This window comes from Kutzneria kofuensis (assembly GCF_014203355.1).
In the GTDB taxonomy this organism is placed as follows: domain Bacteria; phylum Actinomycetota; class Actinomycetes; order Mycobacteriales; family Pseudonocardiaceae; genus Kutzneria; species Kutzneria kofuensis.
Genome location: NZ_JACHIR010000001.1, coordinates 4,922,199 through 4,934,003, shown reverse-complemented (window position 1 = coordinate 4,934,003; position 11,805 = coordinate 4,922,199). Strand labels below are relative to the sequence as shown.

Sequence of the window (11,805 nt, the reverse complement as noted above, 5' to 3'; positions counted from 1 at the left end):
GGGACCGCGCCGATCAACATGCGTCACCCTCAGGTCCGAACAAGCCTCAGCCGGAAGTCGTAGGTGGCAGCAGCGGACCGCCGTCCCACTGCTGGAAGATCAGCGTGGTGTGCACGAGGGCGACCTCGGGCCGGGCGGTGAACTCGTCGAGCACCAGCCGCTGCAGGTCGGCGGCGCTGGTGGCGGCGACGTGCACCATGAAGTCGTCGGGGCCGGTGAGGTGGAAGACGGCCCGGGTCTCGGGCTGCGCGAGGGCGTGCTTGACGAACGGCTCCAGCACGCCGCGATGGGGCTGCACCCGGATGAACAACAGCGCCTGCAACGGCCGCCCGAGCGCGGTGGCGTCGACCCGCAGCACGGTGCCGACGATGACGCCGGCGGACCGCAGCCGGGCCACCCGGTCCAGGCAGGTGGACGGGGCGATGCCGACGACGGCGGCGAGCTCCTTGTTGCTGATCCGGGCGTCGTTCTGCAGCTCCCGCAGAATGGCAAGATCAACCGGATCGAGACGCACGGAATCGGCCATACGCCGAATCTAGTACGGGATTTGCGGCAAAGCACCGTGACCAGCCCAGGATGTGCCGCATGGAGCTGAACACCAGGGCAGTGCACGCCGGCCGCGAGGACCTGACGGATCTGGGGCTGCACGCGGTCCCGATCGACCTCTCCACGACCTACCCCGCCCGCGACAGCCACGAGGAGGCGGCCCGCCTCGACCTGGCGGCCGCCGGCGTGAATCTGGGCAACAGCCCGATCTACGGCCGCGTCGGCAACCCGACGGTGTCGAGGTTCGAGACGGCCCTGGCCAACCTGGAGGGCACCGAGTCGGCGGTGGCCTTCGCCACGGGCATGGCGGCCCTGTCGGCCTGCCTGCTCGCGGTTGCGGCGCAAGGAAAGCCGCACATCGTCGCGGTCCGCCCGCTCTACGGCACCAGCGACCACCTGATCGGTTCCGGCCTGCTGGGCACGGACGTCACTTGGTCCACAGTGGACTCGATCGAGAAGGACGTCCGCGCGGACACCGGCCTGGTGATCGTCGAGTCGCCGGCCAACCCGACACTGTCCGAAGTGGACATCGAGGCCATCACCGTCGACGTGCCCGTCCTGGTGGACAACACCTTCGCCACGCCGGTGTTGCAGCGTCCGGTCGAACTGGGCGCGAACATCGTGCTCCACAGCGCCACCAAGTTCCTCGGCGGCCACGGCGACGTGCTCGGCGGCGTCGTGGCGTGCGACGAGGAGTTCGCCCGCCGCCTCCGGTCGGTCCGCATCGCCACCGGCGGCATCCTGCACCCGCTGGCCGGCTACCTGTTGCTGCGCGGCCTCTCCACGCTCCCGATCCGAATCGCTCAGGCGTCGAAAACGGCCACCGAGCTGGCCCGCCGCCTCGCCGACCACCCGGGCGTCGAGCGGGTCCACCGGCCGAGGATCGGCGGCCCGATGGTCTCCTTCGACGTCGTCGGCGACCCGCACGCCGTGATCGGCGCGGTCCAGCTGATCACGCCGGCGGTCAGCCTCGGCAGCGTGGACACGCTGATCCAACACCCCGGTTCGCTCAGCCACCACATCGTCGCGGCGGAGGACCGGCACGGCGCCGGCATCGGCGACCGGCTGCTGCGGATGTCGGTCGGGCTGGAGGACGTCGAGGACCTCTGGAGCGACCTGGACCAGGCGCTGTCCAAGAGCTAGTTGCGGACGGCGACTGCGGGCTCGTGGCGCTGTTCGGGCACGAACGGGAACAGCGCCCGGGTCCCGTGCGCCTCCTCCCGGCACACGGACGCCTCGTGCGTGACGACCTCCAGCCGGCCGACGGCCAGCACCATGAACGTCAGGTCGGGCAGCGCCCGCACCACCGGCATCCGGTCCGCCTCCCCGTCCCCGGCCAGCGACCGCGCCAGCAGGATGTCCTGCTGCGGCCCGAGATAGCAGCGTTCGATCAGGTACTGCAGCCGCTCGCTGTCCCGCTCCAGCCGGGCCGCCAGCCGGCCGAGCATCGCGATCTTGCGGTCGACCGACCGCAGCAGCCGTCGGCGTTCGACGTCCGAGGCGAGCACGATCCGACTGAGCGCCGCGGTGCCGACGGCCGGTGAGCGGTCGAGCTGGCGCCGGGCCTGGGTCGCGGTGAGCAGTTGCGAGCCGACCCGGCGCGGCCGGGACTCGGCCTCGACGGCCCGCCGGCACAGCCGCTCGACGGCGTAGCCGAGGCGCATGCCGCGATCGACGGTGCGAGCGGTGCGCCGGTGCCAGCGGCCGACGACGCGGGTGGCCGCGCGCAGGCCGTGGAACTGGAGCGCCATCTCACTCTCGATGATGATTTTCGTGGCCCGCGAGGGGTGCGTCAGGCGGAAGATAAGCGGTAGCCGTCCGATGGTGCTCATCTGGCGCTCCTCTCGGAAGTAGGCCGGGGCTCAGGGGTAGAGTGCGGCAGGAAAGCGCACAGCGCAATGCCATGGTGCAATTGCATGTGTGGATTGCTTGCCACGGTCACCCCGATGGCCTAGCGTGGCGCCACGCGCCTCCAGCGGCTACGCGGGCAGGGTGGTTCAGGAGGTGTATGGATGCCCCCTTCTCAGGGACCGTTGATCCCGCGCCGCCGCCTCGGCCACGAGTTGCGCAGGCTGCGAGAAGCCGCCGGACTCCAACTCGTCGACGCCGCCCGGCGCCTCGAATGCTCCCCCAGCAAGGTCAGCCGGCTGGAGAACGGCCAGGGCCTGCCCAAGCTGCGCGACGTGCGCGACCTGCTGGACCTGTACGACGTCCGCGACCACCGGCTGCGCACCCGGCTGCAGAACCTGGCCACCGCCAGCCAGGACGAGGGCTGGTGGTCCGACCACCCCGAGGCATGGCCGCCCAATCTGGGCAGTTACATCTCGCTCGAATCCGCGGCCAGCGGCATGCAGTGGTTCAGCGGATTCGCGATCTCGGGTTTGTTCCAGATTCCGGAATACTGTCGGGAAATCTTCCGGAACAATTATCCGAGTGCGCCGGACAGCGAAATCGACCAGCTCGTCGAGATTCGCGGCAGGCGCCAGCGATACGTGCTCGACCGACTCGGTGACCTCAGTGTCACCGCCGTCATCGACGAGTGCGCACTACACCGGGTCGTCCACTCACAAGGGGCCATGCGACGCCAGCTGGCCTCCTTGTTGGACGTGGCCGAACACGATAGGGTGGATCTAAGAATCTTCCCATACTCGAACGGCTACAATCTCGGCATCCAGTGCAACTACGTGATCTTCACCTTCGACAACGACACCGACCAGGACACTGTCTACCAGGAACTGAGCGGTGGCGACCGGTTCTCCGCCCAGGAGTCGGAGGTGAAGAAGTACCAAGACATCTTCACCAATCTGCTGTCGAAGTGCCCGGACCAAAAGTCCTCACTCGACCTGATCGGGAAGGTGCTGAGAACCAACTATGAGTGAAAGATAAAACGTTCAATGGAAATCACGTTCAAGAAGAGCAGCTTCTGCCAGGACGGTGGTTGCGTCGAGGTTGCTGCTCTCCCGTCGGGCGACATCGCACTGCGCGACGCCAAGGACCCGAGCCTGCCGGCTCACGTTTTCAACCGGGCCGAGTGGACGGCGTTCGTGGCCGGCGTCCGCAACGGTGAGTTCGACTTCTAAGACTTGCAGCGGGCACGGGAAGCGGGGACTTCCCGTGCCACACTGTTCCGCTATCGGGTAACCGCGGCCAGCGCATCGACGAGCCCGTGCCCGTAGTACGTGTTGTCCCCCGCCGGCCCCGTGCAGGTCGGCGTGGCGGCCGGGCAGGCGATCGGTGTCGCCTCGGCCCTGAGCAGGCCCCGCAGCTGCGCGGGAGAGGCCCACGGATGCGTGCTGGCCAGCAGCGCCACCACCCCGACCACGTGCGGTGACGCCATCGACGTGCCGCACATGCTGCCGTAGGCGCCGCCCGGCAGCGTGGACAGCGGGCACGCGGGACCGGAGCCGGCCGGCGGCACCTGCCGCCCGTCACCGCCCGGCGCCGTCACGTCCACCTTGCCCCAGTCGCTGTAGCTCGACTTGGTGCCGGCGTAGCCGACCGCCGTCACGGAGACGACGTCCGGCAGCCCGGCCGGCAGCGTGGCGCAGTTCCGGTCGACCGGGTGCGCCCGCACGGTGTCCTTGGTGGGGTTGGCGATGTCCATCGCCTCGTTGCCGGCGGCGGCCACGGTGAGCACGCCGCGCCCGGTCGCGTACGCCACCGCGCGCCGGATCGCCTCGTACGCCACCGCGTCGCCGGGCTTGTTGCGGCAGAAGTAGAAGCCGGGGTCCACGAAGTAGCTGTTGTTGGTGACGGCGAAGTGGTGCTTGCCGGCCCAGACGAAACCGCAGACGGCCGCCTCCGGGAAGATGAAGCCGTCGTCGCTGACCACCTTCACCGCGGCCAGGCGCACGTTCGGCGCGATGCCGGTGACGCCGTTGCCGTCGTCCGCCGCGGCGATCGTGCCGGCCACGTGGGTGCCGTGCGAGCTCGTCGTCGGCTTCCACGCGTCGGGCGACGGGTCGGCCTTGCCGGTGAGGCAGCCGGCGGAGTCCGCCGGGTCGATGGCCTTCGCGAACTCGGGGTGGGTGGCGTCCACGCCGGAGTCGAGCACGCCGACCACCACGCGGCGGCTGCCCTCGTTGACCTTGTTGGCCTGCTTGGCCTTGATCAGGTCCATGTCCCACTGCTCGGCGCTGCGGTCGGCGGCGGGCACGGCGGCGAGCGCCGACTCCTGCGACCGCGACCGCAGCGTCGACGTCGGCACGTCCTTGCGGCCGCTGTAGGCCCGGTACGGCCCGAGGCGGTCGGCGAAGTCGGGGCTGGCGGAGGTGGCCACGGCCACCCCGATCTCCGGGTAGTACTCGACGAGGGAGCCGCAGTCGAGCCGCAGCTCGGCGTCGGCGACGAACCGGGGCACGCCCGGCGTGTAGAGCACGACGTAGGTGTAGGTCGTGCCCGTCGCATCGCAGTGGTGCTCCGGGGCGGCGGACGCGACCGGGGCGAGCCCGACCAGGGCCGCGCCGGCGGCGGTCAGCAGCGTCAGCAGACGTCTCATTCGGCGGAACGTAGCAATCCGGACATGGCACGGCCAGACGTGCGAACGTTCACAATTGCCAGCCAGCAGGCAACCCCGCTCGCGCCTCACCCAGTGTGAGCGGCCTCGGCCGGCCGGCGCGCGGCCAGCAGGCCACGCAGCCCGAACAGGCCGATGATCGTTCCGAAGGCCAGGGAGATGATCGCCAGCGTGAGGTGCACGTAGAAGAAAGCCGTGGCCGTCCCGGCGACGAACGCCCTCGGGTCCTGCGCCACGTTGATCACCAGCGTCACCCAGATGAACCAGCTCCACACCCCGAACAGAAGCAGGAACACGGACTTGCCACGGGTCAGCTTCACGTCCGCAGTATCCGCCCCGGGCGGGATCGGGTAACCCACGGGTCCGACCGGTCACACCGCGTAAGGCACTAGCCTGCGAGGGTGCCTCTCCCAGCTCGACGGCCCGCAGCCGCCCTGGTCATGGCTCTGGCCTCAATGGTCACCGCCGTGTTCGTAGCGACGGGCAGCGCTGTTGCGGCGACGACAACCACCAGCACGACGGCGAACTCGACGTCATCGAGTGCCGTGCCGAGCGAGTGCACGAACAAGCAGTCGCCGCCGGCCGCCGAGGACGACGCGGAACAGCCCGCGCCCGGCACCGCCGCGCCCAAGCCGCTGCCGGTGCCGGCCGACCCGGTGGGCGGCGACCAGCTCGGCAAGTGCGGCTTCGTGCTGCCCCCGGACGCCGCCACCGCGCCGCCGTCCGAGGTGAACGCCGCCTCGTGGGTGCTCGCCGACCTGGACACCGGCGCCGTGCTCGCGGCCAAGGACCCGCACGCCCGGCAGCGCCCGGCGGCCCTGATCAAGGTGCTGCTGGCCATGGTCGCGCTGCAGGACCTGAAGCCGAGCACGCCGGTGCTGATCACGCAGGAGGACGTGGACGCGGCCAAGGGCTACTCGGCCGTCGGCGTCCAGGCGGGCGCCAAGTTCACCGTCACCCAGCTCGTGCAGGCGATGTTGCTCAAGCCGGGCAACGACGTGCCGCACGCGCTGGCGCGGGCGCTCGGCGGCATCCCGAAGACGCTGGACACGATGAACGCCGCCGCCAAGCAGATGGGCGCGCTGGACACCCGCGTGGCCACGCCCGGTGGCCTCGACGGTCCGGGCATGAGCACTTCCGCGTACGACATCGCGGTCATCTACCGGCACGCCATGCAGCTGCCGGCGTTCGCCGAGGCCGCCGCGGTCAAGTCGGTGTCGCTGGGCGGCATCCTCGTGAAGAACGCGGACCAGCTGATGACCACCTACACCGGCGCGATCAACGGCATCACCAGCAACACCACCGACGCGCACTTCACGAACCTGTCCTCGGCGGCCAAGGGCGGGCACCGGCTGGTGGCCGTGCTGCTGCGCGGCGAGCAGCAGCAGTACGCGATGTACCGGCAGAGCTCCAAGCTGCTGGACTACGGCTTCACGCTGACCGCCGCGAACGCGCACCAGGTCGGCACGCTGGTCGACCAGGCCCCGCCGGTGAAGCCGTCGGTGTCGTCGACGGCGTCCTCGACCGACTCCGCGGACCCGACCACGGTGCAGACCGCGGCCGACAAGAGCCCGATGTACCAGGCGTTCGGCAATGTCGGCATGCCGCTGACGATCCTCGCCGGGCTCGTCGTGCTGGCCGCGCTGGCGATGTACCTGCGCAAGCGCCGTGCCCGCGCCGCCCGGGCCCGCCGGCTCGCCGCCCAGGCCAACAACTGACGCCTAGCGCCGGCGCAGCAGCCTGGTCAGCGTCACGCCGACCAGCGCGCCGGCGCTGAGCAGGCCGGCGGTCAGGGTGGCGTCGGGCCGTCCGCTCACGTGCACCGAGTGCCGGATCACCACCGGTTCCGGCAGCGGCGCGGGCTCGGCCGAGCGGGCCATGTTCTCCTTGGCCGTCGCCGTCCACGCGGTGATGAACACCAGGAACCGCGACACCAGGTTGATGAACACCAGCAGGCCGAGCAGCGTGCCGAAGACCGAGCCGGACGGCGAGTCCTTGATCATCCGCAGGTAGATGTTGCCGACCTGCTTGAGGATCTCGAAGCCGATCGCGCCGGTGACGGCGCCACGCACGGCGCTGCGCCAGCCGACGTGGAAGCGCGGCAGGCTGGACAGCACCCACAGGAACACCAGCCAGTTGGCCAGCAGGCCCAGGACGATCGCCGCGATCGACAGCAGCGCGTCGGCCCAGCCGGTGTCGCGCAGGCCCAGCCACTCCAGCAGCAGCCCGCCCAGGCCCGTGCCGGCCGCGGTGATGCCGAACGAGATCACCAGCGCCAGGCCGAGCCCGATCAGCGTGAGCAGGTCCTTGACCGCGGTGATCAGGAACGGCAGTTGCGGGCGCTCACGCGTCCACTGGGCCGTGACGGCGTCGCGCAGGCTGGTCATCCAGCCCAGGCCCGAGTACAGCGCGGCGAGCAGACCGAAGATCCCGACCGAGCCGCGGGCGTCGATCAGCTTGCCCACGATGGTGTTGACCTGGTCGCCGAGGGCACCGGGCACGGCGGTGGCGATGCCGGAGCGGATCTGGTCGAGCAGCTGCATGTCGCCGGCCAGCACGAAGCCGGCCACCGAGAAGCCCAGCATCAGCAGGGGGATCAGCGACAGCACGCTGTAGTACGTGATCGCGGCGGCGTAGTGGTCGCCGTACCGCTCCGTGTACCGCGTGCCGGCGCGCACCAGGTGATCGAGCCATGCGTGCCGCTTGCGCAGCCGGGCCAGCAGGGATTCCTTCTCCGCCACGCGCATACGGTAACGGTGCGTGCAGGCGGTCGCAGAGCGTTGAACTACTCAGCTCAGAGCTGGCTGGGTGTGGGCAGCGGGGCCGGCTTGGGGGCCGCGGCGGCGGCGCTCTCCTCGACGACCGCCTTGGCGGCCTGGGCGGCGGCCTTGGCCTCGCGGGCCAGGCGGTGGCGGTGGCGCAGCAGGCCGGCGACGAGACCGCCGAAGCCCAGCAGGATGGCGATCAGGGCGAAGCCGTCCAGGGTGACCGGGACCTTGCTCTCGACGTTGGCGTCGGTGTCCGCGGCGGCGGCGCCCGCGCTGACCAGCAGCGTGGCCGGCAGCAGGCAGGCAGCGGTCAGGGTGAAACGCGTCAGGTGCCGAACTCGGTTACGCAAGGCAGCGTCTCCCGACAGTGAGGTCGCCCCGAAAGAGTGAATACGAGGGTGGCTGTCGTTCGGAAAACTACCGAACGTGTCAACCCCACCCGTTCCGGGGACTGTGCGGTCCATCACGAGGAGCGAGAATAACGGCGGTTGTTATCGACCCGAGCGCCGGGTCCCACAAGATCATGACCAGCGCTTATCCGCCCGTGAGCCGTGCTCCGGGCCAGCCTCCGTGCCTGTTCGGGCAGATGTGACGTGCCGTACGTCTGCGGGCGCCCCGGGCGGGCGGGGCGCCCGCCCGGCTCACCTGCGGGCGGTCGGGGTCCGACGGATCAGCAGCATCAGGCCACCACCGACGATCAGCAGCAGGCCGATGCCGATCAGCAGGCCGGTGTCGGCCGTGGTGCCGGTGTAGGCCAACTGCTGCGTGCCCGGCGGGGTGGACTCGGTGGTCGTCACCGGCGGGGCGGTCGTCGTGGTGGTCGATGACGGCGGGGCCGTCGTGGTCGACGGCGGGGCGGTCGTGGTCGTCGAGGTCGTGGTCGACGGCGTCGTGGTCGTGGTCGTCGTCGAGTTCGTGGTCGAGGACGTCGTGTAGGTCGTGGTGCTGGTCGTCGTGTAGGTCGTACTTGTCGTCGACGGCGTGGTGGTGCTCGTGGTCGTGCACGGCGTCGTCGTGGTCGTCGTCGACCTGGTGGTCGTCGGCGGCGTGGTCGACGTGCACGGCGGCAGGCCGCGGCCGTAGCCGGTCGGCTCACAAGTGGGCGGCGTCGTGGTCGAGGTGCAGGTCGGCGGGTTGCCCCGGCCGGTCCGCCCGCATGGCGGGTTGCCCCGCATGTGGTCGACCGCCGTGTGGACGGCCGGGCCGATGTCGCCCGGCGTCGCGGCCATGGCCGCCCCGGCACCGGCGATGATCGTCCCGGCCACCATCACGGCCAGGGGGAACGCGAGCGCTCTGGTCTTGCGCACGGGATAGTCCTTCCGAGGCGGGGATGCTTGCGGCAACCTCAGAAGCTACCCATCGGACGTAACGTCAGTGCTCCGAAAGGCTCACCCGAACGGGTCCATTTGACGTAGGGACACCGTAGGTTGTGGTTCGCTGGCGGGCGTGCCGGCCGGCCAGCGCCGCCATCGCGTCCAACTCGGCGATGGTGCGGTTGGAGCCGTGCTCGGAACCGGCCATCCGGCTGATCGTCTCCTCCATCAGCGTGCCGCCCAGGTCGTTGGCGCCGCCGCGGAGCACCTCGGCCGTGCCCTCGTCGCCGAGCTTCACCCAGGAGCACTGGATGTTGTGGATCCGGCCGTGCAGCGCCAGCCGCGCCATCGCGTGCACGGCGCGATTGTCCCTTCGGGACGGTCCGGGGCGGGCGACGCCGGCCAGGTAGATCGGAGCGTTGCGGTGCACGAACGGCAGGCCGACGAACTCGGTGAAGCCGCCGGTCTCGTCCTGCAGCCGGGCCAGCGTGCGGAGATGACCCAGCCAGTGGCCGGGGTGGTCGACGTGGCCGTACATCATCGTGGACGACGACCGGATGCCCAGCCGGTGCGCGGTGCCGACGACCTCCAGCCAGGTCTTGGTCGGCAGCTTGCCCTTGGTCAGCACCCAGCGCACGTCGTCGTCGAGGATCTCCGCCGCCGTGCCGGGAATCGTGTCCAGGCCGGCGTCGCGCAGCTCGGTCAGCCACTCCTGCACGCTCACGCCGGCCTTGGTGGCGCCGCTGACGATTTCCATGGGGCTGAAGGCATGCACGTGCATGCCCGGCACCCGTGCCTTGATGGCCCGCACCATGTCGGCGTAGAAGCTGGTCGGCAGCTTCGGGTCGATGCCGCCCTGGATGCAGACCTCGGTGGCGCCGACGTCCCACGCCTCCTGGGCGCGGTCGGCGATGTCGTCGACGGTCAGCCGGTAGGCGTCCGCGTCGCGTTCCCGTTGCGCGAAGGCGCAGAACCGGCAGCCGACGTAGCAGACGTTGGAGAAGTTGATGTTCCGGTTCACCACGTACGTCACGTCGTCGCCGTTGACCTCGGCCCGCAGCTGGTCGGCCAGCCGGGTCATCGTCTCCAGCGCCTCGCCGTCCGCGGTGAGCAGCGCCAGCGCCGCGTCCGCGTTCGATTCCTCAAGCAGCGCCCCGGGATTCTCGGCGGCGATCTTCAGTCCGGCGAGGACGTCGCTGGGCAGCTTGGTGAAGGTCGGGCTGCTGTCCAGCTGTCGGCGCAGCGACTCCCAGTCGCCGTAGACGCTGTCGAAGTCGCCGCGGCGGTCGCTGGTCCGGCCGGTGGTGTCGATCGTCTCGTGCAGGTCGGTGCGGCCCTGCGACTCGAGGGCGTAGTCCGGCTCCTGCCACGTCCGTCCAATCAGGACGGCGGATTCGTTGGCCAGGCCGGTTTCCGGGTCCGCCAACGCATCCACGTGCGCGCTGATGCGGGTGTCGATCCACGGCTGGCCCGCCTTCACGAAGCGGGGATACGCCGTCAGCCGCTCGCGCAGTTCGAAGCCCGACTTCGCCGTGACGGCGGTCAGTTCGTCGATGTGCGGCCAGGGACGCTCCGGGTTGACGTGGTCGGGGGTGACCGGCGAGACGCCGCCCCAGTCGTCGATGCCCGCGCGCAGCATCAGGTCGAACTCGTCGCCCACCAGGTTCGGCGGGGCCTGCACGCTGACGTTGGATCCCATCAGCAGCCGGGCCACCGCGATCGTCGCCGCCAGCTCGTGCAGGTCCGCGTCCGGCATGCCGCGCATCGCCGTGTCCGGCTTGGCGCGGAAGTTCTGGACGATGATCTCCTGGATGTTGCCGTACTGGCGGGCGACACCGCGCAGCGCCAGCAGCGAATCGGCCCGCTCGTCCAGGTTCTCGCCGATGCCGATCAGGATGCCCGTGGTGAACGGCACCCCCACCCGACCGGCGTCCGTCAGCACCCGCATGCGGACCGCCGGCTCCTTGTCCGGGCTGCCGTAGTGCGGACCGCCCGGTTCGCTCCACAGGCGGGTCGCCGTGGTCTCCAGCATCATGCCCATGCTCGCCGCGACCGGCTTGAGGCGCTGGAACTCCTCCCAGCTCAGGACGCCCGGGTTGAGGTGGGGCAGCATGCCCGTCTCCTCCAGGACCGCGATCGCCACCGAGCGCAGGTAGTCCAGGGTCGAGCCGTAGCCGCGGGCCTCCAGCCACTCCTTGGCCGCTGGCCACCGGTCCTCGGGACGGTCGCCCAGGGTGAACAGCGCCTCCTTGCACCCCTGCGCCGCCGCCTTGCGGGCGATGTCCAGCACTTCGTCACGTTCGAGGTACGCCGCCGGCACCCGGTGCGGCACCGTCGCGAAGGTGCAGTAGTGGCACCGGTCCCGGCACAGCCTGGTCAGCGGGATGAAGGCGTTCTTGCTGTACGTGATGACGCCTTCGCGGCCCTCCGCCCGCAGGTGCGCGTCGCGGACCCGGCCCGCGATCCCCAGCAACTCCTCCAGGTGATCGCCGCGGGCGTGCAGCAACACCGCCGCCTCCGTGGCATCCAGCGTCGAACCGTCTGCTGCGCGGCGAAGCGCCCTGCGGAGGGCCGATTCGCTCGGGCGCGGGGTGTCGTTGACCACCGAGCGAGCGTAAGTCGGCCGCCGCGCCGGACCGTCGCTCAGCGTAGGGAGACCACT

The 11,805-nt window shown here is 70.4% G+C and carries 12 protein-coding genes; 4 read left to right on the top strand and 8 right to left on the bottom strand.

Going from position 1 to position 11,805, the window contains the following annotated elements:
• Positions 1-46 precede the first annotated feature (46 nt).
• Positions 47-526, bottom strand: coding sequence for an Lrp/AsnC family transcriptional regulator (locus tag BJ998_RS22985; RefSeq protein ID WP_184864713.1), 480 nt, complete (start codon positions 524-526; stop codon positions 47-49).
• A 59-nt stretch (positions 527-585) separates the two neighbouring features.
• Between BJ998_RS22985 and BJ998_RS22980 the strand changes: the two genes are divergently transcribed.
• On the top strand, positions 586-1,689 hold the full coding sequence (locus BJ998_RS22980; RefSeq protein WP_184864711.1) for a trans-sulfuration enzyme family protein: 1,104 nt from the start codon (positions 586-588) through the stop codon (positions 1,687-1,689).
• Here BJ998_RS22980 and BJ998_RS22975 read toward each other — a convergent pair.
• Positions 1,686-2,378 (bottom strand): hypothetical protein, encoded by a 693-nt coding sequence (locus tag BJ998_RS22975; protein ID WP_184864709.1) that lies wholly within the window; start codon positions 2,376-2,378, stop codon positions 1,686-1,688. The two genes, BJ998_RS22980 and BJ998_RS22975, sit on opposite strands and share 4 nt — an antisense overlap.
• A gap of 201 nt (positions 2,379-2,579) precedes the next feature.
• Here BJ998_RS22975 and BJ998_RS22970 point away from each other — a divergent pair, with 201 nt between their 5' ends.
• Both BJ998_RS22970 and BJ998_RS22965 read left to right on the top strand, forming a co-directional pair.
• On the top strand, positions 2,580-3,425 hold the full coding sequence (locus tag BJ998_RS22970) for a helix-turn-helix domain-containing protein (protein WP_184864707.1): 846 nt from the start codon (positions 2,580-2,582) through the stop codon (positions 3,423-3,425).
• Between the two features lie 15 nt (positions 3,426-3,440).
• Positions 3,441-3,626: a DUF397 domain-containing protein gene (locus BJ998_RS22965; protein WP_184864705.1), complete on the top strand. Its 186-nt coding sequence runs from the start codon at positions 3,441-3,443 to the stop codon at positions 3,624-3,626.
• A 50-nt stretch (positions 3,627-3,676) separates the two neighbouring features.
• Here BJ998_RS22965 and BJ998_RS22960 read toward each other — a convergent pair whose 3' ends face one another.
• Together BJ998_RS22960 and BJ998_RS22955 are read right to left on the bottom strand one after the other, a co-directional pair.
• A complete protein-coding gene (locus BJ998_RS22960) occupies positions 3,677-5,044 on the bottom strand; it encodes a S8 family peptidase (protein ID WP_184864703.1) in 1,368 nt (455 codons plus the stop codon).
• A gap of 86 nt (positions 5,045-5,130) precedes the next feature.
• Positions 5,131-5,382 (bottom strand): SCO4848 family membrane protein, encoded by a 252-nt coding sequence (locus tag BJ998_RS22955; protein WP_184864701.1) that lies wholly within the window; start codon positions 5,380-5,382, stop codon positions 5,131-5,133.
• A gap of 147 nt (positions 5,383-5,529) precedes the next feature.
• Between BJ998_RS22955 and BJ998_RS22950 the strand changes: the two genes are divergently transcribed.
• On the top strand, positions 5,530-6,780 hold the full coding sequence (locus BJ998_RS22950; protein ID WP_184864698.1) for a D-alanyl-D-alanine carboxypeptidase family protein: 1,251 nt from the start codon (positions 5,530-5,532) through the stop codon (positions 6,778-6,780).
• Between the two features lie 3 nt (positions 6,781-6,783).
• Here BJ998_RS22950 and yhjD read toward each other — a convergent pair whose 3' ends face one another.
• The 4 genes from yhjD to BJ998_RS22930 all read right to left on the bottom strand — a co-directional run bounded on the left by yhjD (position 6,784) and on the right by BJ998_RS22930 (position 11,748).
• Positions 6,784-7,803 carry an inner membrane protein YhjD gene (gene yhjD, locus BJ998_RS22945; protein ID WP_376775891.1) on the bottom strand — a complete coding sequence of 340 codons (1,020 nt, stop codon included), beginning with the start codon at positions 7,801-7,803 and terminating at the stop codon, positions 6,784-6,786.
• A 53-nt stretch (positions 7,804-7,856) separates the two neighbouring features.
• Positions 7,857-8,180 carry a hypothetical protein gene (locus BJ998_RS22940; RefSeq protein ID WP_184864694.1) on the bottom strand — a complete coding sequence of 108 codons (324 nt, stop codon included), beginning with the start codon at positions 8,178-8,180 and terminating at the stop codon, positions 7,857-7,859.
• 291 nt (positions 8,181-8,471) lie between these two features.
• Positions 8,472-9,137: a hypothetical protein gene (locus tag BJ998_RS22935; protein WP_184864692.1), complete on the bottom strand. Its 666-nt coding sequence runs from the start codon at positions 9,135-9,137 to the stop codon at positions 8,472-8,474.
• Positions 9,138-9,201: 64 nt separating this feature from the next.
• The gene (locus BJ998_RS22930) at positions 9,202-11,748 is read right to left on the bottom strand and encodes a bifunctional FO biosynthesis protein CofGH (protein ID WP_184864690.1); all 2,547 of its coding nucleotides are present in this window, start codon (positions 11,746-11,748) and stop codon (positions 9,202-9,204) included.
• Between the last annotated feature and the right edge of the window lie 57 nt (positions 11,749-11,805).